The following is a 19,457-nucleotide window of genomic DNA, read 5'->3' on the forward strand; positions in this document are numbered from 1 at the left end:
ACCTCCGTTTTTACGCTTTGGCTGTAAACGTATTTCCTTGGTCCGCCTGCTGCCGGGCAAGCCATTCATTCAGCTCGTCTCCCAGCTCAGCCACGGTCAAGGCATCTTCGGAGGAAGCGTCCTTGTCCTTTTGCCGGCGGTTCGGCTGCTGCTGACCCGATTGGGATTGACGGCCGTCGTGATACATTTGGGACTGCAGCGAAGGGTTTTGCGTTACCACAAGTTTCTCAACCTGCACACCCTGCGATTGCAGCGTACTGCGGAGCTGACTCATCTGCTGTTCCAGCAAATCCTTGGCTCCGGCGTGCTCGGTCGTAAATTGGGCAACGAGCTGTCCGTTTTGCATCGTCAGCTTAATGTCGACCTGGCCCAGGTGTTCCGGGTACAGCGATATTTTCGCTTCCGAGATGCCTTCTTGCTTCACGATTTCCAGCTTGTTTACGACAAATGTGCTCATTTCTTTGGCAAACTGCGTAACGGGCACCGCTGGCGCCGCTGCTTTATGAGGCGACTGAATGCCTTCTTTCATCACGAGATGTCCTGCCGTTACCGTCGTCTGGCTGGAAAGCGGATCCTCCGGCTTCGCCGCCGCTTCCACCTCTTCTCCGGAAGAAGGGCTTGCAGCAGATGCTGCTGTTTGCGCATCGGCATTCGGCTGCTGTCTTGTCAAGATCGTACTCAGCACGGCCTTGCCGCTTGCAGCGGATGCAGTATCGCCTGCCGGCTGCTGCCGGATCGCTTCCAGCAACGCGGAGATGCGGCTGGCTTGTCCTTCCGCTTTAGGCTGGAATATTGGTGCCGTATCCTGTGGCGCTGCCGATTCCGAGTCCTTGACCAGAGCCGCCGGTTTGCTTTTCCCAGGAGCTGTGGCGTTCTGAACCAGGTTATGGAACGTTTCCAGCAGTTCTGCAGCCTGCGCCGTGGTGTCCGCCCCCGTATTTGGCTGCTGCAGCACCGTGATCAGCTGGGCCAACGCATCCTGTGCGGCAAACCGTGCCGTCGCCGGGTGGCTGGCCAGTGCCGTCAAGGCTTGATCGCCCTCATTAGCCGGGGTGTCTTCAGGCTGTGCTTCGCCGTTTCCTTGAACGTTCAGCAGCAAGGTGGTTACCTGCTGAATCCAGCTTTGCAGGGCGCTCAGCACTTCAGGGTCTTCGGCAATCGCTTCATCCAGCTGATCGACATCCAGAAGAAGGCTCTGCAGCAGGGCTGCGGTGTTCTGCTCATCACTGTCCCCGTTCCCTTGAACCGCCGTCGTTTGAGCATTTTTCAGCAGTCCTTCCAAAAGTGACGCCGCGCCGTTCATGGCCGAAGCTTCCTGCGAACCGCCTGCTGTACCTGTCATCAGCTGAGTCAACGAGACTCCAAATGCCGGTACCAGTGCCGTTCCCGCCGAGGCGTTTGCCGCACCGCCGCTTGTTCCCGCTGTCTTCGCTCCGGCTGACGCACCTGCGGAAATGTTTTGAAATATCAGGCTCATCTTTGTTTTCACCTCCTTTCGCGTGCAGTACTACATTCAAGTACTCTGTTGAAAAGAAGCTCTGGTTGAAAAGAATCACTACTTGCTGCTTAGCAGCTTGTTGAGAATGACAGCGCTCGTCTTCTGGTCTGTTTTGCTCATCGAATCCAAAATGCTTGACCGTGTCGAATCTGCCACTGCGCCTAGAATCGTCAGTACTTTGTCCGGACTGATCTTGTACATGGCCAGCAGCAGATTGGCCGCGCTGTCCGCGTTCATCGACCCGAACGTCTGGCTGATTTGAGCCTTGTCCAGCCCGGTTGACGACGGTGTCGTCTGCGCGGCGCTGTCCTTGTTCACTCTGGACTGAAGCGCCGCGATCGCCAAATCGCTGGACGATACGGAATCCTTCATTTTCAGCGTGATATCCGCCGCCATCTTCGGATCCATCTTGGCGAGGATGTTCATTCGGCTGTCCGCATCCATAGCGCTAAGCAGCTGAACGACCTCTTCCGTGGTCATATTCTGCAGAATCGGCGCCGCTTTGCTCGGGCTCATGCCGGCGTACATTTTCGCCAGGTTTTTGACCTGCTTCTCGTAATCGTCGGCGGTATTTCCCGCCTGTGCATCCGTAGACTGCGCGCTGCTCTCTTGGAGCTGATCGATCTGCGTCTGCAGCGATTTGATTTTACTGTCCTGCTGCTTCTGGTCTTCCTTAGCCTTCTGAAGGTCCGCTTCCTTGGCTTCCAGCTGGCTTTTCAGCTCCTTGATCGTAGCGGTCGCGCTCTCCACCTGTGCTTTCGTTTTGTCCAGCTTGGCCGCTGCCGGATCCTTGACCGGGTCAGGGACCCAGTTTTTCACAACCGGAATTTTGTTGGCAACACCGAGCACTTCGTTCCGAACGTTGGTGTTCAGCAGCATCAGAAGCACGCCCAGGAGCACCACCGTAAAGATGATTGGTATAACAAGAAACAAAAACCGTTCAAATCCCCCTGTTGATTCTTTCTCTAATTCTTCAAAACCTGTTCTTGCCACAGTTGTTCCACCCCCAAGCCAGCAGCTCTATATCACGTTCACTCATCTCGCCCTAGCGCCCATGGCAAACCGTACGGTCGCCATCTCGTCAAGCTCGTTCTGCTCATGCAGGAGCGCCTGCTGCTGAAATGCCGTCTTTGCTTTGTCCCGCGCTTTTAACCAGACGTTTTCATCCAGCATCTTTGTGGACAAATGCTTCTGCTGTATCTGAACCTTCATATTGGCTCTTTTCACATCCACATGCTTCATCCGTATGCATTGGTCCAAATATTCGACATACGCCTGAATTTCCTGAATCATGGAGACAGGAACGCATTGGCCGGCAGCTTCCTGAAGCTGCTTGACCATGCTCTCCCGGATATCCAGCAGCTCCCCCAGCGACTTTTCTTCCGCCTGAAGCTTGCCGATGGCGCTGGACAGCATCCATTCCGCCTGGGTACGTTCGTTGCTTTTGAGGTCGACAATTTTTTGGAACGCGTACTGAAATCTCATCCCTTATGGTCATCTCCTTGAAAATTCGGAAATCAAACGTTCTTGAACCTGCTCCAGCGTCACTTTTTCGTCTACGCGCTGCTTGGTAAAATCCCAGATGGCCTGGATGGAATCGATGGCTTCATCGATTTGCTCGTTCGAGCCTTTTTGGTAAGCGCCGATGTTGATCAGATCTTCGGACTCTTTATAGACAGCCATCAGCCGCTTCAAATTATCCGCAGCGTCCGTCTGCTCGCGCGGCGCAATATCCTTCATCACCCGGCTGATGCTGGCAAGCACGTCGATCGCGGGAAAATGGCCCTTGTTCGCGATACCCCGGTTCAGCACGATGTGCCCGTCCAGGATTCCCCGCACCGCATCCGCGATCGGCTCATTCATGTCGTCGCCGTCGACGAGCACGGTGTAAAAGGCGGTAATGGAACCTTGCGGCCCTGTCCCCGCCCGTTCGAGCAGCTTCGGCAGGCTCGCGAACACCGACGGCGTATAACCGCGCATCGCCGGCGGTTCGCCGATCGCCAGCCCCACTTCCCGCTGCGCCATCGCATACCGCGTCACGGAATCCATCATCAGCATGACGTTCATGCCCCGGTCCCGGAAATACTCAGCGATCGTCGTCGCGATCAGCGCTCCCTTGATCCGGATCAGCGCAGGCTGGTCGGAGGTGGCCACGATGACCACCGATCGCTGCAGCCCTTCAGGGCCCAGGTCGCGCTCGATAAAATCGAGCACTTCCCGTCCCCGCTCGCCAATGAGCGCGATCACATTGACATCCGCCGCGGTGTTGCGCGCGATCATGCCCATCAGCGTACTTTTCCCGACGCCGGATCCGGCGAAGATCCCGACACGCTGCCCTTTGCCGATGGTCAGCAGGCCATCGATGGCCCGTACGCCAATGCTGATCGGCTCCAGCACCCGGGGCCGGTTCAGCGGGTTCGGCGGCGTGTTATACGTCGAGCTGTGCGGCATTCGGGTAGGAATCAGGGAGCCGTCGAGCGGCTGCCCCAAACCGTCCAGCACCTTGCCAAGCAGCTCGGAGCCTACCTGAACGCTTAGCGGCTTGCCCGTGCCGACCACATCGCACCCTGGTCCGATCGACTGCAGCTCGCCGAGCGGCATGAGCAGAACCTTGTTGTCGCGGAAACCGACAACCTCCGCCTGCAGCGGCTTGGCGCCTTTGCTCGGATAAATGTAGCAGACGTCTCCGACGCTGGCGTCCGGGCCTTCCGACTCGACCATCAGTCCGATGACCTGGGTGACTTTCCCGTTGATCCGGACCGGATCAATGTTCCGCAAATGCTCCATATACCGTCCGCTGTCAAGCACCTTCATTTTGGTCTCTCCGTTCCCCTTCGTCCAGAGCGATACGTATCAGCTCTTTTTTGATTTCGGTCAGCTGTGTTTCCACGCGTGCGTCGACGCTGCCGAACGAGGAGCGGATGACGCAGCCGTGATCATGGACTGTAGCATCCGGCAGGATTTGCAGCTCCGCTTGCGAATCGATCGCCACGCTCAGCTCTTCCCGGGCCGCCTGGACAAAAGCGAAATGCTCCGGCGCCACGCAAAGCGTAATCACACCCTGCTCCCGTTTGCGGGACAAGTTCTTCCGGATAAGATCGATCGCATAATCCCGGTCCACGGTCAGCTGCTTGTCGATCACCTTCTCGGCGATGGCACAGCTCAGATCTACGAGAAAGGGCTCGGCTTCCTGAATGATCTGCTCCTTGATCATATAGGCATGCCGCAAAACCGACTGGGCTTCGGCCATCATTTCCTGAAGCTTGGCCGCAAGATCCGCTTCCGCTTTCTCAGCGCCTTCCCGGTATCCTTCCGCGTAGCCTTCCGACTTCACGGCCTCGATCAAGTGCTCGTCCTGCTCCCTGCGCTCCTGCCACCAGGCATTGATCTTCTCCTCGTTCTCGGCCAGTATCCGCTGCGCCTCTTCAGACGCCTCACGGATGTGACGCTCCGCGAACTCCTTGGCATCCTGCAGCATTTCCTGGCTGAGCCGTTTGCTCTCTTCATCCGCCTGGGCCCGGATCTCTTCAATCTTTACTTCATTGTTTACCTCATCCTGCTCCGGAAGCGCATAGTGCCTTGCCAGATCCAGCCGTTTGAGGGCTTCCACCGGTACGTACTGCGAAGATTTAATCAAATTAGACAATGATGTCATCTCCTCCGCCGCGGGCGATGATAATTTCCCCGGCTTCTTCCAGTCTGCGGATGGTGCCTACGATGCGGGTCTGAGCTTCTTCGACGTCACGCAGCCGCACTGGCCCCATATATTCCATCTCTTCCTTGAAGGTTTCGGCCATCCGCTTGGACATGTTGCGGAAAATGACGTCCCGCACCTCTTCGCTCGCCACCTTGAGGGCAAGCTGAAGGTCGGCGTTCTCGATGTCGCGGATGATCCGCTGAATGGAACGGTTGTCGACGTTGACGATATCCTCGAATACGAACATTCTCTTCTTGATTTCTTCGGCCAGCTCCGGATCCTGAATTTCGAGCGAATCGAGGATCGTTCGTTCGGTTCCCCGGTCGACCCCGTTCAAAATCTGGACGATCGATTCGATGCCGCCGGCATTCGTGTAATCCTGTGTCACGGTCGCCGACAGTTTCTGCTCCAGCACGCGCTCTACCTGGGCGATAACTTCAGGTGATGTGCTGTCCATAACCGCGATTCTTCTTGCCACATCCGCCTGCTTTTCCTGCGGCAGGGAGGACAGAATCGCCGCCGCCTGCTCAAATTGCAGGTAGGACAGCACCAGGGCGATCGTCTGAGCATTTTCGTTCTGTATAAAGTTCAAAATCTGGTTCGGATCCGCTTTGCGGGCAAAATCGAACGGGCGCACCTGCAGCGTCGCCGTCAGACGGTTGATGACCTCCAGCGCTTTTTGCGAGCCGAGCGCCTTTTCAAGAATTTCCTTGGCGTAGTTGATGCCGCCCTGCGAAATATATTCCTGGGCCAGACAGATTTGATGAAACTCGGACATAATGAGGTCCTTTTCCACACTGTCCACTTTGCGCACATTGGCGATTTCCAGCGTCAGCTGCTCGATCTCGTCGTCACGCAAGTGCTTGAAAATTTGTGCGGACACTTCCGGTCCCAGCGTAATGAGCAGGATGGCCGCTTTTTGGCGCCCGCTCAGTGCCTGGCTGTTTGCTTTTGCCATAAATCCACCCCCTATTCATCCGCGAGCCATGTGCGCAGCAGGTTGACGAATTCATCCGGCTTTCTCTTCGCCAATGTCTCCAGCTGTTTGCGCACCTGACTTTCGTTCGTCACGCTCTCCAGATTAATGGAAGGAAACTCTGCTGCAGGCGGCAGCGGAAGATCTTCTTCGATTTCCTCTTTGTTCTTGCGGCGGCGGTAAATCAGGTAACCTCCACCCGCAAGCAGCGCAAGCGCGGCAAGGCCGATTCCCCACAGCATGCCTTGGGAAAGCTTGATTCCGCTCGGCTGGGTAACATTACCACTGAAAGGTTGCGAATAGACCGAAACTTTTTTAGCCAAATCAGCGTCTGTATATGTAATACCGGAATCGGCAAGCGATGCCCTTACGATATTTACCAAGATATTCTGAATGGCATCTCTGGTTTGTTGATCTACACTGGTTTGTCCCGTTGGTGGTTCAACTGCTACGTTTATGGTTAAATCTTTTACGGTATACGGACTGGCAACGATGTCTTTGGTAATATGGTTAACCTCGTAATTGATCGTCTTGGACAAATCCTCGGAAGTTACGTCACCTGTGGACGAGTTACTTGGATACCCCGGCACCTGGGTTTGGCCCGTGCCTGCCACTCCGCTATCCGGATTGCTCTTACCCGTATAATTCTTCGAAATTTCCTGAACGCTGATTTCAATGCCTTTCATGTTCTCCGTATCTACCGGTGTCACCATGTTTTCCTTGCTCTGAACTTTATCGAAATTCAGCTTGGAGACGACGAGGACATCGACTTTATTCGGTCCCATGAACTGGCTCAGAAATTCTTTGACGTTCTGGCGAACTTCGCTTTCGAACTTTTTCTGAAGCGCAAAATTTTCTTCGACGGACGAGGACAGCGTTCCCGAACCGCCTTGGGCCGACGACAGCAGCTCTGTATTGCCCTCCGATTCGGTGATCGTAATATTCTCTACCGGCAGATTCGGTACGGCGGTCTTAACCAAGTTGAAGTACCCGTCGATCGTTTGCTGGCTTGGATGATAACCCGGCTTAAAGGTAAGCACGACTGAGGCGCTTGCTTTCTCCTGGTCTTCTTCGCTTGCAAACACGCTTTCTTTCGGCAGGTTCACTAGGACTTTAGCCTTACTTATGCCGTTCATGCTCGTGAGCAGCTGCTCAACTTCTCCGTTCAATGCGTTGTTGTACTTGACGTTAAACTCGCTGTCGGTTGTGCCGATCGATGATGATTGATCGAACGTTTTAAAACCGATGGATCCGTTCTGAATGAGTCCCTGTGAGCCGACATCGACCTTGATGCGGGCCGCCTCCGTACTCGGTACCGAAATGGATGTTCCGTTAGGACTCAATTTATACGGGATGTTGTTCGTATCGAGGTAGTTCATAATGCCTGCGGAGTCGCTGGCATTCAAGTCCTTGAAGGCCACTTCATACTCCGTTTTGGAAAACTGCATGGTCAGCACGACAATGGCGATGATAATAAAAGCGATCGTAGAAATAAATAAAATTTTCTGTTTTTTGCTGAATTGATTCCAGTACTGAACGACCTTGTCCTTATACTGGACGATTCTTTCGTTCACAACGTCACCCACCCCACCCGAAAACTTAGCATAAATCTATGAATGAATAGGTTCAGGCGATCCGCCAAAATCCTTCGTTCACTCTTTTGTCTGCAGCCTTTAAATTTGCGTCCGCATGATCTCCTGGTACGCTTCGATCGCTTTGTTCCGAATCTGCGTCGTCAGCTCCAGGCTGAGAAGCGCTTTTTGCGAAGAAACCATCACCTGGTCCACATCAACTTGTCCGAGCATGAACTGATTGCTCATTTCTTCGGCGGCTTTCTCTTGCCCGGCCACCTGGTTCAGCGCATTTTCCAGATAAGATCCGAAATCGCTAAGGGATTGGGCTGGCGTCTTGCTTGCGCTTGATGCGCTTTGCTTCATGTCGAGCGGTTGGATGCTTTGTGTCGAAAACATCGAGTTTTGAATCATCAATGTCCCTCCTTACCTGCATTTATTTATTCAGACTAGGCTTATCGACCTATTTCCAAGGCCTTCGTGATCATCGCTTTTGAGGAATTCAGTGCTGTGACGTTCGCTTCGTAAGATCTCGTGGCCGAAATCATATCGATCATTTCTTTGGCGATATCCACGTTAGGCATGTAGACATACCCTTGTGCATCTGCATCCGGATGAGTCGGATTGTATACCGGCTTCAGCGGCGTCTGATCCTCCTGGATTGCAGCCACTTTCACACCTTTCCCCGCACTTTGTCCGTTCATTTGTGCTTCCAGCATGCTGGAGAAATCCGATTCATTCGGCGAAAGCACAACCATCTTTCGGCGGTACGGCACCGCTTTGCCGTCAACCACCGACGCTCTCGTCGTTTCCGCATTCGCAATGTTGGACGAAATGACGTCCATCCGCAAACGCTGTGCCGTCAGCGCCGAAGCGCTGATCCCAAAGCTGCTGTTCATGTTCACCCGCGATTATCTCCCTTCAATGGCTGTCCGCATCATTTTGATCTGGTCGTTCATCTGCTGGATGTAGGCGTTGTACTGAAGCTGGTTGTCAGCCAGTGCGGACATCTCCCGGTCAATATCCACATTGTTCATATTGTTGTTCATCGCTGTCGATTGGTCCTCCGTTACAACTGGATCCGGGACCGAATTCGTAGGTCCAATGGCGAAGTGCCGGGGATCGGTGACCCTGCCGCGAAGCTGAGGTGCAGATCCATTAATTTCCTGCTGGAGCAGGCTTTCAAATGACACTTCGGACCGTTTGAAATAAGGCGTGTCGACATTGGCAATGTTGTTCGCAATGACTCTCTGGCGCGCGTTTGCGGCCTGTAGTCCGCCTTCCAAACGTTGAAAGCTGACGCTGTTCAGCAAATCCATTCCGTATCCCCCTTATTTTCCATAAATTTACTATTTGTCCGTGGGGAACATTCTTCCCAATTTCACTTTTTTTCGACAAAAGTCCTTAGAAATATTGCTTATTCTAGGTCTAAAGTAGAAAAAATTACTATATTGTCGTATATCCTAAGTTTCTTAAAGATTGGGACATATTACAATAAGAAAAAAGCCCTATCTTTTACCAGAAAGAAGGTCTTTGTTCTTAATTTCTCTGAAATTTTTGCTAAATCTTTGCAGGATAAGGGTTTGTGGGCTTACATAGGACAGGCCTGTTGTCACATTTCGATAAAAACTCAGCTTGAATAGTCCTAGAATTTCAGATTTGCGAAAGTGTCGTAAAATAACCCCTCCCTTGCATACGAGCGCAGGATTATAGTTATACCTCCCAGAGAGGTTCTTACGATGTCGCCACTGTCCTTCCAGTGGTCCCTTCCTTAGCACAACAAAAAAAGACATGCCCGAAGGATCTTCATCCTTCTGACATGTCCCCACTGACACTGTGACGGTTGTCGGTTTACAATATATATTGGCTCAAATCGCGGTCCTGGGCGATGTCGCCCAGCTTTTCGCGCACGTATTCCGGCGTGATGGTCATATTCTCCAAGGTCAATTCAGGCGCCTCAAACGACAAATCCTCGAGCAGCTTCTCCAAAATCGTATGCAGCCTGCGCGCACCGATGTTCTCGGTATTCTGATTGACGGTCGCAGCAATTTTGGCAATTTCCCGGATCGCTTCAGATGAGAATTCGACCTCGATGTCCTCGGTTTTGAGCAGCTCGGTATACTGCTTGGTCAAGGCGTTCTTCGGCTCGGTCAGAATCGACACAAAGTCGTCGAGAGACAAGCTGCTCAGCTCCACGCGGATCGGGAACCGGCCTTGAAGCTCGGGAATGAGGTCCGAAGGTTTGGCGATATGGAATGCACCTGCGGCAATAAACAAAATAAAGTCCGTCTTCACGGGGCCGTATTTGGTCATGACCGTCGACCCTTCCACGATCGGCAGAATATCCCTCTGGACGCCTTCACGGGACACGTCAGGCCCAGAGCCTTTGCCCTGGCTGGCAACTTTATCGATTTCGTCGATAAAGATAATGCCCGACTGCTCTGCACGAAGAATCGACTCGGCGATGACGTCGTCCATGTCGATCAGCTTGGTCGCTTCCTCCTGCGTCAGCACCTTGCGCGCTTCCCGGATCGGCAGCTTCCGCTTCTTCGTCCGGCGCGGCAGCAGGCTACCGAACATTTCCTGCATGTTCATGCCCATCTGGTCATTCCCCTGCCCGGCCAGCATATCCATCATCGTCGGCGAGTTGTCCTCCACGTCGATTTCGATCATGTCGTCTTCCAGGCTGCCGGACTGAAGCTTAAACTTCACCTGGCGTCGGCGTTCGGTCACGGTGCTGTCCTGCTCCTTATCCTCTTCCGTATCCTGTGCGTTCTGGTTGCCATTGCCGAACAGCATTTCAAACGGGTTGCGCTGCGCCTTGTTTTTGCCAGCCGGCGGAACGAGAATTTGCACGATTCGTTCGTTGGCGAGCTCCTCGGCGCGGTCTTTTACTTTTTCCGTACGCTCCGCTTTGACCATGCGGATGGACGTTTCGATCAAATCGCGAACCATGGATTCCACGTCGCGGCCGACGTATCCCACTTCCGTAAATTTGGTGGCTTCGATCTTCACAAACGGCGCATTGACCAGCTTCGCCAAACGTCTGGCAATTTCGGTCTTGCCCACACCCGTCGGACCGATCATCAGGATGTTCTTCGGTACAATCTCATCCCGAACATCCTCGGGAAGCCGGTTGCGGCGGTAACGGTTGCGCAGTGCGACGGCGACGGATTTCTTCGCCTGCTTCTGGCCTACAATGTATTTATCCAGTTCGGCCACGATTTGTCTTGGCGTCAAACTTTGGTTATCCATATGCATTCCTCCACCCTTACAGCTCTTCCACAATGATATTTCCATTGGTGTATACGCAAATTTCCGAAGCAATTTTCAAAGCTTCCCGCGCGATATCCTTCGCTTCCAAGTCCTGGGCGTGACGCTTCAGCGCCCGTCCGGCGGAGAGCGCAAAATTGCCTCCCGAGCCAATCGCCAGCACGTCGTCGTCCGGTTCGATGATTTCACCGCCTCCGGAAATGAGCAGCATGCCAGTTTTATCCATAACGATCATGAGTGCCTCAAGCTTGCGGAGAACGCGATCCTGGCGCCAGTCCTTGGCGAGCTCCACGGCGGCACGCTGCAGATTGCCGTGATGCTCCTCCAGTTTGCTTTCGAATTTTTCAAAAAGAGTAATGGCGTCCGCCACGGAGCCTGCAAAGCCGGCAACGACCTGGCCTCTGTACAGGCGGCGCACCTTTTTGGCGGTCTGCTTCATAATGACATTTTCACCGAAGGTCACCTGGCCGTCACCGGCGATCGCCGCTTTTCCGTTATGGCGTACAGCACAAATGGTTGTCGCATGAAAAGATAAATCCATACCTACAGACCTCCTAATCTATACTTCCTGATGTTCGGTTGCCAGACCGGCTTCCTTGATAAACGCGGCAATCGTCTCCAAAGCCCGATTGGCCAGCGCCTCGTTCTTTTCCTTTTTGTTGCGGATCTTCTTCTCCAATTTCGGCAGCAAGCCGAAGTTGGCGTTCATCGGCTGGAAGTGCTCCGAATCCGCGGTCGTAATATAATGAGCCATGCTGCCGAGTGTGCTTGTGTCAGGGAACACGACAAGGTCCTGTCCAAGCGCCTTTCTCGCTGCATTAATGCCCGCTATAAGCCCGGATGCGGCAGATTCCACATATCCCTCTACCCCCGTCATTTGACCGGCAAAAAACAGGTTCTCATTCGTTTTCAGCTGATAGGTCGGTTGGAGCAGCTTCGGAGAGTTGATGAACGTATTGCGGTGCATGACGCCGTAGCGCACATATTCCGCGTTTTCCAGCCCCGGAATCATGGAGAATACGCGCTTTTGCTCTCCCCATTTGAGGTGGGTTTGGAAGCCGACCAGATTGTACAGCGTACCGGCGGCATTATCTTGACGCAGCTGCACGACCGCATAAGGCAGCTCACCCGTGTGCGGGTTGACCAGCCCTACCGGCTTCATCGGCCCGAACAGCGCCGTCTGCTTGCCGCGCTTCATCATGACCTCGATCGGCATGCAGCCCTCGAAGTATACTTCCTTCTCAAACTCTTTCAACTGCGCGACTTCCGCATTGACCAGCGCGTCATAAAACGCGTTGAATTCCTCTTCGGTCATCGGACAGTTCAAGTAAGCCGCTTCGCCTTTATCATAACGGGAAGCCAGGTATACTTTGCTCATATCGATGGAGTCTTTCTCGACGATTGGAGCCGCAGCATCGTAGAAGTAGAAATACTCTTCGCCCATAAGTGCTTTGATCTCGGCGGAGAGTGCAGGCGAGGTCAGCGGGCCTGTGGCGATGACGACAATCCCTTCTTCTGGTATATGCTGAATTTCTTCGTTTACGACTTCAATCAGCGGATGGTTATGGAGAGTGCTCGTAATATCCCCGGAAAAACCGTCGCGGTCCACCGCCAGAGCGCCTCCGGCAGGAACCGCATTTTTATCGGCGGACTTCAGGATCAGCGAATCCAGCATCCGCATTTCTTCTTTGATGACGCCGACTGCGTTCGTAAGTCCGTTGGCGCGCAGCGAATTGGTGCAGACGAGCTCGGCGAACTTGTCCGTATGGTGCGCGGGCGTCTTCACGACCGGGCGCATTTCGTATAATTTCACGGGAACCCCCCGGCTTGCGATCTGCCAGGCAGCCTCGCTGCCTGCCAGACCCGCGCCGATGACGGTTACCTGCTGTACTTCTGTCAACTTCATTACCCCCTGCTGTTTACAATTACATCAATTCTTCGTTGTCTTCGTTCTCTTCCAGGGGCTCGGTATGGTCGCATGCCGTGCATTGGAGACGTGCTCCCTGCTTGTTGCGCTTCTCAACCATCAGAGAGCCGCATTTCGGACAAGGCTTCGGCGACGGTTTATCCCAGGATACGAAATCGCATTCCGGATAACGGTCGCAGCCATAGAAAATCCGCCCCTTCTTGCTGCGGCGCTCGACCACATGCCCTTCCTTGCATTTCGGACAGGTGACGCCGATATCTTTGACGATCGGCTTCGTGTTCCTGCAGTCCGGAAATCCGGAGCAGGCGAGGAATTTGCCAAACCGCCCCAATTTGTATACCATCGGTCGGCCGCATTTGTCGCAAATCTCGTCCGATACCTCGTCCTCGATTTCGATTTCCTTCATTTCTTCTTCGGCTACTTCCAGGCGCTTTTCAAAGGAAGAATAGAACTCGGCAAGCACCTTGACCCAATCCTCCGAGCCTTCCTCGACATGGTCGAGATCGTCTTCCATGTGGGCCGTAAATTCCACATCAAGAATTTCCGGGAAAAATTGTTCCATTTGCTCGATGATCAATTCACCCAGTTCTGTCGGAACGAACTTTTTCTCTTCGATCGCCACGTAACCGCGCTTTTGGATCGTCTCCAGCGTCGGCGCATACGTACTTGGCCGTCCGATGCCGAGCTCCTCCATCGCCCGGACCAACCGGGCTTCGGTGTAGCGCGGAGGCGGCTGCGTGAAGTGCTGCTTCGGCTCGATATCTTCCTTCTTCAGCTTATCCCCTACGGCCAAGGCAGGCAAAAACTTCTCTTCTTCCGTCGTGCCGTCGTCGTTGCCTTCCACGTATACCTTCATAAAGCCCTGGAAGCGGACTTTCGAACCGGATGCGCGGAATACGGCAGGCCCGGCCGCAATATCAACGGAAAGCGTATCCAGTATGGCGGAAGCCATCTGGCTGGCAACGAAACGTTCCCAAATCAGCTTGTAAAGACGGTATTGGTCACGGCTCATGAACGACTTCACCGAGTCGGGATCGCGCATGACCGAGGTCGGGCGGATCGCTTCGTGGGCGTCCTGGGCGTTCGCCGATTTTTTCGAATACTCCCGCGGTGTTTCAGGGACAAACGGTTCCCCGTACTTCCCGCTGATAAATTCCTTGGCTTCTTCCTGGGCCGATCCGGCAATCCGGGTGGAGTCCGTACGCATATAAGTGATGAGGCCGACGGTCCCTTCTTTCCCGAGCTCTACGCCTTCGTACAGCTGCTGGGCGACGGACATCGTTTTGGCGGCACGAAAATTAAGCTTCCGGGCAGCTTCCTGCTGCAGGGAGCTTGTCGTAAACGGAGGCGAAGGATGCCGCTGGCGTTCCTTTTCCTTTACTTCGCTGACTTTAAAGGTGGCTCCCTTAATGGCAGCGAGCACTTCGTTTACTTCATCCTCTCGCGACAGTTCTTTCTTCTGGCCGTTCAGCTGCTGGAATTTCGCCTCAAAAACGGAATCTCCCTTGGCGAGCTGGGCCGTAATGGACCAGTATTCCTCCGGAATAAACGCGTTGATTTCGTTCTCCCGGTCGATGATAATCTTGACCGCAACCGATTGAACGCGGCCCGCGGACAAACCTTTCTTTACCTTTTTCCACAAAAGCGGACTGATCTTGTAACCGACGAGCCGGTCCAGAATACGTCTGGCCTGCTGTGCGTTGACCAGGTCCATATTGATCTTGCGCGGCGTTTTAAATGCATCCTTGACCGCTTGCTTCGTAATTTCGTTAAACACGACGCGGCAGCTATCCGTATCGTCGAGCTCCAGGGCATGGGCAAGATGCCAGGCAATCGCTTCACCCTCGCGATCGGGGTCAGCTGCGAGATAAACCTTTTTCACTTTTTTGCTGGCGTCCTTGAGTTCCTTTAATACGGAGCCTTTTCCGCGGATCGTAATATATTTCGGATTAAAGTCATTCTCGACCTCAACTCCGATTTGGCTCTTCGGGAGATCACGCACGTGACCCATCGAAGCTTTTACGATATACTTGCTGCCTAAATATTTGCCGATCGTTTTCGCCTTGGCCGGCGATTCTACGATGACAAGTGAGTCAGCCATAGGTTCATCCCCCTTTCCGAACAATTCTGTGAATGTTAGTCAATAGACTCTTGTTATATAAGCTTGTATATAGCACCAGATAATTGGGTAATCTGCTTTTTTATGATTAAAGATAACAGAACTGAATGCAAATGTCCAAAATCCCATCCGGTCTGCTGCAGCAGCTCATCCAATGTAGACGGCCCTTGTTCCAATATATGGTATATCCCAAGCTCATCCATTGTCAAATGATCTGCAGGCAGCCGCGTGTCCTCCAACATCTGACGCTCCCTATTGTATGTATCTTCAAACCCTTTTGGCAACCATGAATCATATTCTTCGATGACGTCTTCGGCATTCAGCACCATTTTGGCCCCTTGTTTAATCAAGTTCAGCGCCCCGCGGCTCTTGGGCGAGGTGACCGGCCCAGGCACGGCGAACACATCCCTGCCGGCTTCGAGCGCCAAATCCGCGGTAATCAAAGAACCGCTGCGCGAGTCCGCTTCGACGACCAGTGTCCCTAGCGTCAAGCCGGCGATGATACGGTTGCGTTGCGGAAACAAACCGGGATGCGATTTGGTCCCGGAAGGATACTCCGTCAGAATGAGTCCATCCTCGGCGATCCGCTCATACAATCCTCTGTTCTCCGGCGGATAGATCACGCCGTGTCCGGTCCCCATCACCGCAATCGTATTGCCTCCGCAGGCAAGAGCGGCTTCATGGCACACGCTGTCGATGCCTCTGGCCATGCCGCTGACGATCGTGAACCCAGCCGCACTGATGCCCTCCGCCAGCTCCTGGCCGACCTTACGGCCATAGGCCGTAGGTACCCTTGTCCCGACCATGGCGACGCCGGGCGTTTGCAGCAATCCCCGTTTTCCAGTGCAGTACAATACCCATGGAGGCTCCGCTATCTCCTTTAAATACGCAGGGTAATCCTCATCCAAAAAAGTCAGGATGCCGGCGCCTCCCTCAAGCTTACGGGATTTCAGCTCTTCGATCAAATCGGTTGTGATTCGTTCAGATAAAAGCTTCGCCTTTTCCTCGGGAAAACCTGCTTCCTCCCAATCTCTACTATTATAATGGAGCATGTCCCCGGAGAACATACGCTGCCCGCGCAGCCTGGCAATACTCTTCCTTCCGATCCCCTCGGTCTCGTGCAGTGCGATCAACAGCCACCGTTCGTCCTTCACGCCAATCCCGCCCTTCCTTATATTTTCCAGTTTTTTGGTGTTGAAAACACAAAAAAGCAACCCTTTATCCCCCGGATGGAGAAATAAAAGGTTGCTTACCTTTGAACCGTAAATAACGCCGGTTTATATTAGTGAGTCGTGCATTTTTCCAGCAGGCCGCGTTCTTCCAGAACGCTTACCAGTGTAGATCCCATTTCCGAAGGCGTCGGAGCGACTTTGATGCCGCATTCCTCCAGCTTGGCGATCTTTTCTTTCGCCGTGCCTTTACCGCCGGAAATAATAGCGCCCGCATGTCCCATGCGCTTGCCTGGAGGCGCAGTAACGCCGCCGATGAAGCCGACGACCGGCTTGGTCATGTTGGCGCGGATCCATTCCGCTGCCTCTTCTTCCGCCGTTCCGCCGATTTCGCCGATCATGATCACAGCATAAGTGTTCGGATCATCGTTAAAGCGGCTCAAAATATCGATGAATTCCGAGCCTTTTACCGGGTCGCCGCCAATGCCTACCGCAGAGGACTGGCCGATCCCGCGGGTCGTCAATTGATGAACCGCTTCGTAGGTCAGCGTTCCGCTGCGGGATACAACGCCCACATGTCCCGGAGTATGGATGTACCCAGGCATGATACCGATTTTGCATTCTCCAGGTGTAATGACCCCTGGGCAGTTTGGTCCGATCAGGACGGTTTTCTTGCCTTCCATGTAACGGGACACTTTGACCATGTCCAGCACCGGAATGCCTTCTGTAATACAGATGACCAGTTCCATTTCCGCATCGACGGCTTCCATGATGGAGTCGGCCGCAAATGCCGGCGGTACGTAGATAACGCTTGCAGTTGCGCCAGTCGCTTCCTTGGCTTCTACAACCGTGTTATATACGGGCAGGCTGACCGTTTGGCCGTTCTCCAGCGTAATGTCAACCTTGGTGCCGCCTTTGCCCGGAGAAGTTCCTCCGACCATTTGCGTGCCGTAGTCAAGGGCGCCTTTCGCATGGAAAAGGGCGGTTTTCCCGGTGATGCCCTGTGTGATGACTTTTGTATTTTTATCGACCAAAATACTCACGTTTGTTCACATCCCCTATCGTATTTTAAAGATTCTATTTTACGAGTGAGACAATTTTTTGGGCGCCGTCAGCCATGGAGTCGGCAGGCACGATGTTCAGGCCGGATTCGGCCAAAATTTTCTTGCCCAGATCCACGTTGGTTCCTTCAAGACGCACAACCAGCGGACGGGTCAAACCGAGCTGCTTGGCAGCTTCAACCACGCCTTCGGCGATGACGTCGCAGCGCATAATTCCGCCAAAGATGTTGACGAAAATGCCTTTGACCTGCTCATCCGACAGGATGATCTTGAACGCCTCGGTAACCTTCTCTTTCGTGGCACCGCCCCCTACGTCGAGGAAGTTGGCCGGGTCTCCGCCGTAGTACTTGATAATATCCATCGTGGCCATGGCAAGGCCTGCGCCGTTGACCATACAGCCGATGTTGCCGTCGAGAGCTATGTAGCTCAGGTCGTATTTGGAAGCTTCGATTTCTTTTTCATTCTCTTCGTCCAGGTCGCGAAGCTCTTGAATGTCTTTGTGCCGGAACAGTGCGTTGGAGTCAAAGTTCAGCTTGGCATCGAGTGCCATGACATTGCCGTCACCCGTTACAACCAGAGGGTTGATTTCTGCAATGGAGCAGTCCTTGTCAACAAAAGCGGTGTACAGGGCGATCATAAACTGAACCGCCTTGTTGACCAGTTCGTTAGGGATGTTGATCGCATAAGCCAGTCTGCGTGCTTGGAAAACCTGCAGGCCTACGGCCGGATCCACCACTTCTTTGAAAATTTTCTCAGGCGTTGCAGCGGCAACCTCTTCGATTTCCGTTCCGCCTTCTTCCGATGCCATCATCACGACACGTCCGGTAGCGCGGTCAACAACGACGCCGACGTAATATTCCTTGCGGATATCGCAGCCCTCTTCGATCAGAAGCCGCTTGACTTCTTTACCTTCCGGGCCTGTCTGATGCGTAACGAGCACTTTGCCGAGGATTTCCTCCGCGTAAGCACGAACCTCGTCCAGGTTCTTGGCCACTTTGACGCCGCCGGCTTTACCGCGGCCACCTGCATGGATTTGCGCTTTGACAACCGTGACTTGGCTGCCCAGGGATTTAGCGGCTTCAACCGCTTCTTCCACGGTGTAGGCCACCTTTCCGTTCGGAACGGTAACGCCGTACTGCTTTAACACTTGTTTTCCTTGATATTCATGGATATTCATTTACGGTATCCTCCTATCAACATGACTGCTACAAGGCGGGTTCTGATATCTCTTGGAAAATAATATAAACCCAAGCTATTGTAACATGTTTTTAAAACGCTTACCTTAAGAAACTGCGTTTCCATCGACAGCTTTTTGATATCGGTTTAATCCGTTTGAGAGAATATTTGGGATTTGATGGTAAAATCCGCCCTCCAAGTAACGTCTTAGGTCCGATATAATTCCACCTGGAGCCTTGCATCGTTCCAACATGGTTTCATGGATAACAGGGAAAAAGAGCGACAAATTTGCAGATGTTGGTCTGCAAAAATCGCTCTTCACTTCACATCTTGCCCTCTTGCTGTTCGTTGTTGTGATGGACACGGTTCAGCAGACTCTTGAACTGGCCCAGCAATTGCCCGAATTCGCTCTCGTTCAGGCACAGCTCCTGCTGCATGGCGGCCGGAACGTTCAGCGCCTTCTCCTTCAGCTTGTTTCCTTCGTCCGTCAACGTGATGATGACCTTCCGTTCGTCCTGGGCAGAGCGCTCACGGTGAATCAGACCAGCGGCCTGAAGTCTCTTCAGCAGGGGCGTCAAGGTGCCGGAGTCCAGGAAAAGAGCCTCCCCAAGCTCCTTCACGGTACACTGTCCCCGCTCCCAAAGCACAAGCAGGACCAAATACTGGGAATATGTCACACCGAGCTTCTCCAGATGGGGCTGATACAGCTTGGTGATTTCTCGCGAACAGGCATAGATGGTAAAGCACAGCTGATTTTCCAGCTGCAGTTGCGGATTCATTTCACTTGGTTTCATCACTTTCGTCTTCACCTGCCTTCTTGTCATAATATTATCATAATTTTGTCACATTATCATAGTAATTGCGCGATATCTTCTACAGAGACAACTGATTCCGTCCAATTATATTGTATACTTTTAAATTTTAAACAACAAATCGGTCTTGAATCACTCCCTTACAAGCATACCTCTATTTCCCATCCCCGATGCCTCC

The 19,457-nt window shown here is 53.2% G+C and carries 18 protein-coding genes; all 18 read right to left on the reverse strand.

Going from position 1 to position 19,457, the window contains the following annotated elements; all coding sequences use genetic code 11:
* Positions 1-10: 10 nt before the first annotated feature.
* On the reverse strand, positions 11-1,477 hold the full coding sequence (locus K2F33_RS28905) for a flagellar hook-length control protein FliK (protein WP_263880260.1): 1,467 nt from the start codon (positions 1,475-1,477) through the stop codon (positions 11-13).
* A 78-nt stretch (positions 1,478-1,555) separates the two neighbouring features.
* Positions 1,556-2,491 carry a MotE family protein gene (locus K2F33_RS28910; RefSeq protein ID WP_089546543.1) on the reverse strand — a complete coding sequence of 312 codons (936 nt, stop codon included), beginning with the start codon at positions 2,489-2,491 and terminating at the stop codon, positions 1,556-1,558.
* Between the two features lie 42 nt (positions 2,492-2,533).
* Positions 2,534-2,983: a flagellar export protein FliJ gene (gene fliJ / locus K2F33_RS28915; RefSeq protein WP_263880261.1), complete on the reverse strand. Its 450-nt coding sequence runs from the start codon at positions 2,981-2,983 to the stop codon at positions 2,534-2,536.
* A 9-nt stretch (positions 2,984-2,992) separates the two neighbouring features.
* Positions 2,993-4,312 (reverse strand): flagellar protein export ATPase FliI, encoded by a 1,320-nt coding sequence (gene fliI, locus K2F33_RS28920; protein WP_076168156.1) that lies wholly within the window; start codon positions 4,310-4,312, stop codon positions 2,993-2,995.
* Positions 4,299-5,144, reverse strand: coding sequence for a FliH/SctL family protein (locus K2F33_RS28925; RefSeq protein WP_076168158.1), 846 nt, complete (start codon positions 5,142-5,144; stop codon positions 4,299-4,301). The genes fliI and K2F33_RS28925 overlap by 14 nt, the downstream gene beginning before the upstream one ends.
* Positions 5,137-6,153 carry a flagellar motor switch protein FliG gene (fliG, locus tag K2F33_RS28930; RefSeq protein WP_076168160.1) on the reverse strand — a complete coding sequence of 339 codons (1,017 nt, stop codon included), beginning with the start codon at positions 6,151-6,153 and terminating at the stop codon, positions 5,137-5,139. Before fliG ends, K2F33_RS28925 begins: the two co-directional genes overlap by 8 nt.
* 11 nt (positions 6,154-6,164) lie before the next feature.
* A complete protein-coding gene (gene fliF, locus K2F33_RS28935; protein WP_076168162.1) occupies positions 6,165-7,745 on the reverse strand; it encodes a flagellar basal-body MS-ring/collar protein FliF in 1,581 nt (526 codons plus the stop codon).
* Between the two features lie 99 nt (positions 7,746-7,844).
* Positions 7,845-8,156 (reverse strand): flagellar hook-basal body complex protein FliE, encoded by a 312-nt coding sequence (gene fliE / locus K2F33_RS28940; RefSeq protein ID WP_076168164.1) that lies wholly within the window; start codon positions 8,154-8,156, stop codon positions 7,845-7,847.
* A 41-nt stretch (positions 8,157-8,197) separates the two neighbouring features.
* Positions 8,198-8,641: a flagellar basal body rod protein FlgC gene (gene flgC, locus K2F33_RS28945; protein WP_234489631.1), complete on the reverse strand. Its 444-nt coding sequence runs from the start codon at positions 8,639-8,641 to the stop codon at positions 8,198-8,200.
* Positions 8,642-8,653: 12 nt separating this feature from the next.
* Positions 8,654-9,061: a flagellar basal body rod protein FlgB gene (gene flgB, locus K2F33_RS28950; RefSeq protein WP_076168168.1), complete on the reverse strand. Its 408-nt coding sequence runs from the start codon at positions 9,059-9,061 to the stop codon at positions 8,654-8,656.
* Between the two features lie 532 nt (positions 9,062-9,593).
* Positions 9,594-10,997, reverse strand: coding sequence for an ATP-dependent protease ATPase subunit HslU (hslU, locus tag K2F33_RS28955; RefSeq protein WP_076168169.1), 1,404 nt, complete (start codon positions 10,995-10,997; stop codon positions 9,594-9,596).
* Between the two features lie 16 nt (positions 10,998-11,013).
* Positions 11,014-11,556, reverse strand: a complete 543-nt coding sequence (gene hslV / locus K2F33_RS28960; protein WP_076168171.1) for an ATP-dependent protease subunit HslV — start codon at positions 11,554-11,556, stop codon at positions 11,014-11,016.
* A gap of 18 nt (positions 11,557-11,574) precedes the next feature.
* On the reverse strand, positions 11,575-12,915 hold the full coding sequence (trmFO, locus tag K2F33_RS28965) for an FADH(2)-oxidizing methylenetetrahydrofolate--tRNA-(uracil(54)-C(5))-methyltransferase TrmFO (RefSeq protein WP_089546541.1): 1,341 nt from the start codon (positions 12,913-12,915) through the stop codon (positions 11,575-11,577).
* A 25-nt stretch (positions 12,916-12,940) separates the two neighbouring features.
* A complete protein-coding gene (topA, locus tag K2F33_RS28970; protein WP_076168175.1) occupies positions 12,941-15,043 on the reverse strand; it encodes a type I DNA topoisomerase in 2,103 nt (700 codons plus the stop codon).
* Between the two features lie 53 nt (positions 15,044-15,096).
* Positions 15,097-16,215, reverse strand: a complete 1,119-nt coding sequence (dprA, locus tag K2F33_RS28975) for a DNA-processing protein DprA (RefSeq protein WP_263880262.1) — start codon at positions 16,213-16,215, stop codon at positions 15,097-15,099.
* A gap of 128 nt (positions 16,216-16,343) precedes the next feature.
* Positions 16,344-17,273, reverse strand: coding sequence for a succinate--CoA ligase subunit alpha (gene sucD, locus K2F33_RS28980; protein WP_076168177.1), 930 nt, complete (start codon positions 17,271-17,273; stop codon positions 16,344-16,346).
* A 34-nt stretch (positions 17,274-17,307) separates the two neighbouring features.
* Positions 17,308-18,468 carry an ADP-forming succinate--CoA ligase subunit beta gene (sucC, locus tag K2F33_RS28985; protein WP_076168179.1) on the reverse strand — a complete coding sequence of 387 codons (1,161 nt, stop codon included), beginning with the start codon at positions 18,466-18,468 and terminating at the stop codon, positions 17,308-17,310.
* Between the two features lie 322 nt (positions 18,469-18,790).
* Entirely contained in the window at positions 18,791-19,261 is a 471-nt protein-coding gene (locus tag K2F33_RS28990; RefSeq protein WP_076168181.1) for a MarR family winged helix-turn-helix transcriptional regulator, read from the reverse strand.
* Between the last annotated feature and the right edge of the window lie 196 nt (positions 19,262-19,457).

The sequence above is a fragment of the Paenibacillus sp. PSB04 genome (assembly GCF_025809195.1).
GTDB lineage: Bacteria > Bacillota > Bacilli > Paenibacillales > Paenibacillaceae > Paenibacillus_AQ > Paenibacillus_AQ favisporus.

What these genes read in the sequence shown, in the direction of transcription:
- flgC (WP_234489631.1), bottom strand. Translation starts at nt 8,641, where the DNA reads ATGAACAGCAGCTTTGGGATCAGCGCTTCGGCGCTGACGGCACAGCGT.
- sucC (WP_076168179.1), bottom strand. Translation starts at nt 18,468, where the DNA reads ATGAATATCCATGAATATCAAGGAAAACAAGTGTTAAAGCAGTACGGC.
- flgB (WP_076168168.1), bottom strand. Translation starts at nt 9,061, where the DNA reads ATGGATTTGCTGAACAGCGTCAGCTTTCAACGTTTGGAAGGCGGACTA.
- K2F33_RS28905 (WP_263880260.1), bottom strand. Translation starts at nt 1,477, where the DNA reads ATGAGCCTGATATTTCAAAACATTTCCGCAGGTGCGTCAGCCGGAGCG.
- topA (WP_076168175.1), bottom strand. Translation starts at nt 15,043, where the DNA reads ATGGCTGACTCACTTGTCATCGTAGAATCGCCGGCCAAGGCGAAAACG.
- fliE (WP_076168164.1), bottom strand. Translation starts at nt 8,156, where the DNA reads ATGATTCAAAACTCGATGTTTTCGACACAAAGCATCCAACCGCTCGAC.
- fliI (WP_076168156.1), bottom strand. Translation starts at nt 4,312, where the DNA reads ATGAAGGTGCTTGACAGCGGACGGTATATGGAGCATTTGCGGAACATT.
- hslU (WP_076168169.1), bottom strand. Translation starts at nt 10,997, where the DNA reads ATGGATAACCAAAGTTTGACGCCAAGACAAATCGTGGCCGAACTGGAT.
- fliJ (WP_263880261.1), bottom strand. Translation starts at nt 2,983, where the DNA reads ATGAGATTTCAGTACGCGTTCCAAAAAATTGTCGACCTCAAAAGCAAC.
- hslV (WP_076168171.1), bottom strand. Translation starts at nt 11,556, where the DNA reads ATGGATTTATCTTTTCATGCGACAACCATTTGTGCTGTACGCCATAAC.
- fliG (WP_076168160.1), bottom strand. Translation starts at nt 6,153, where the DNA reads ATGGCAAAAGCAAACAGCCAGGCACTGAGCGGGCGCCAAAAAGCGGCC.
- K2F33_RS28990 (WP_076168181.1), bottom strand. Translation starts at nt 19,261, where the DNA reads ATGAAACCAAGTGAAATGAATCCGCAACTGCAGCTGGAAAATCAGCTG.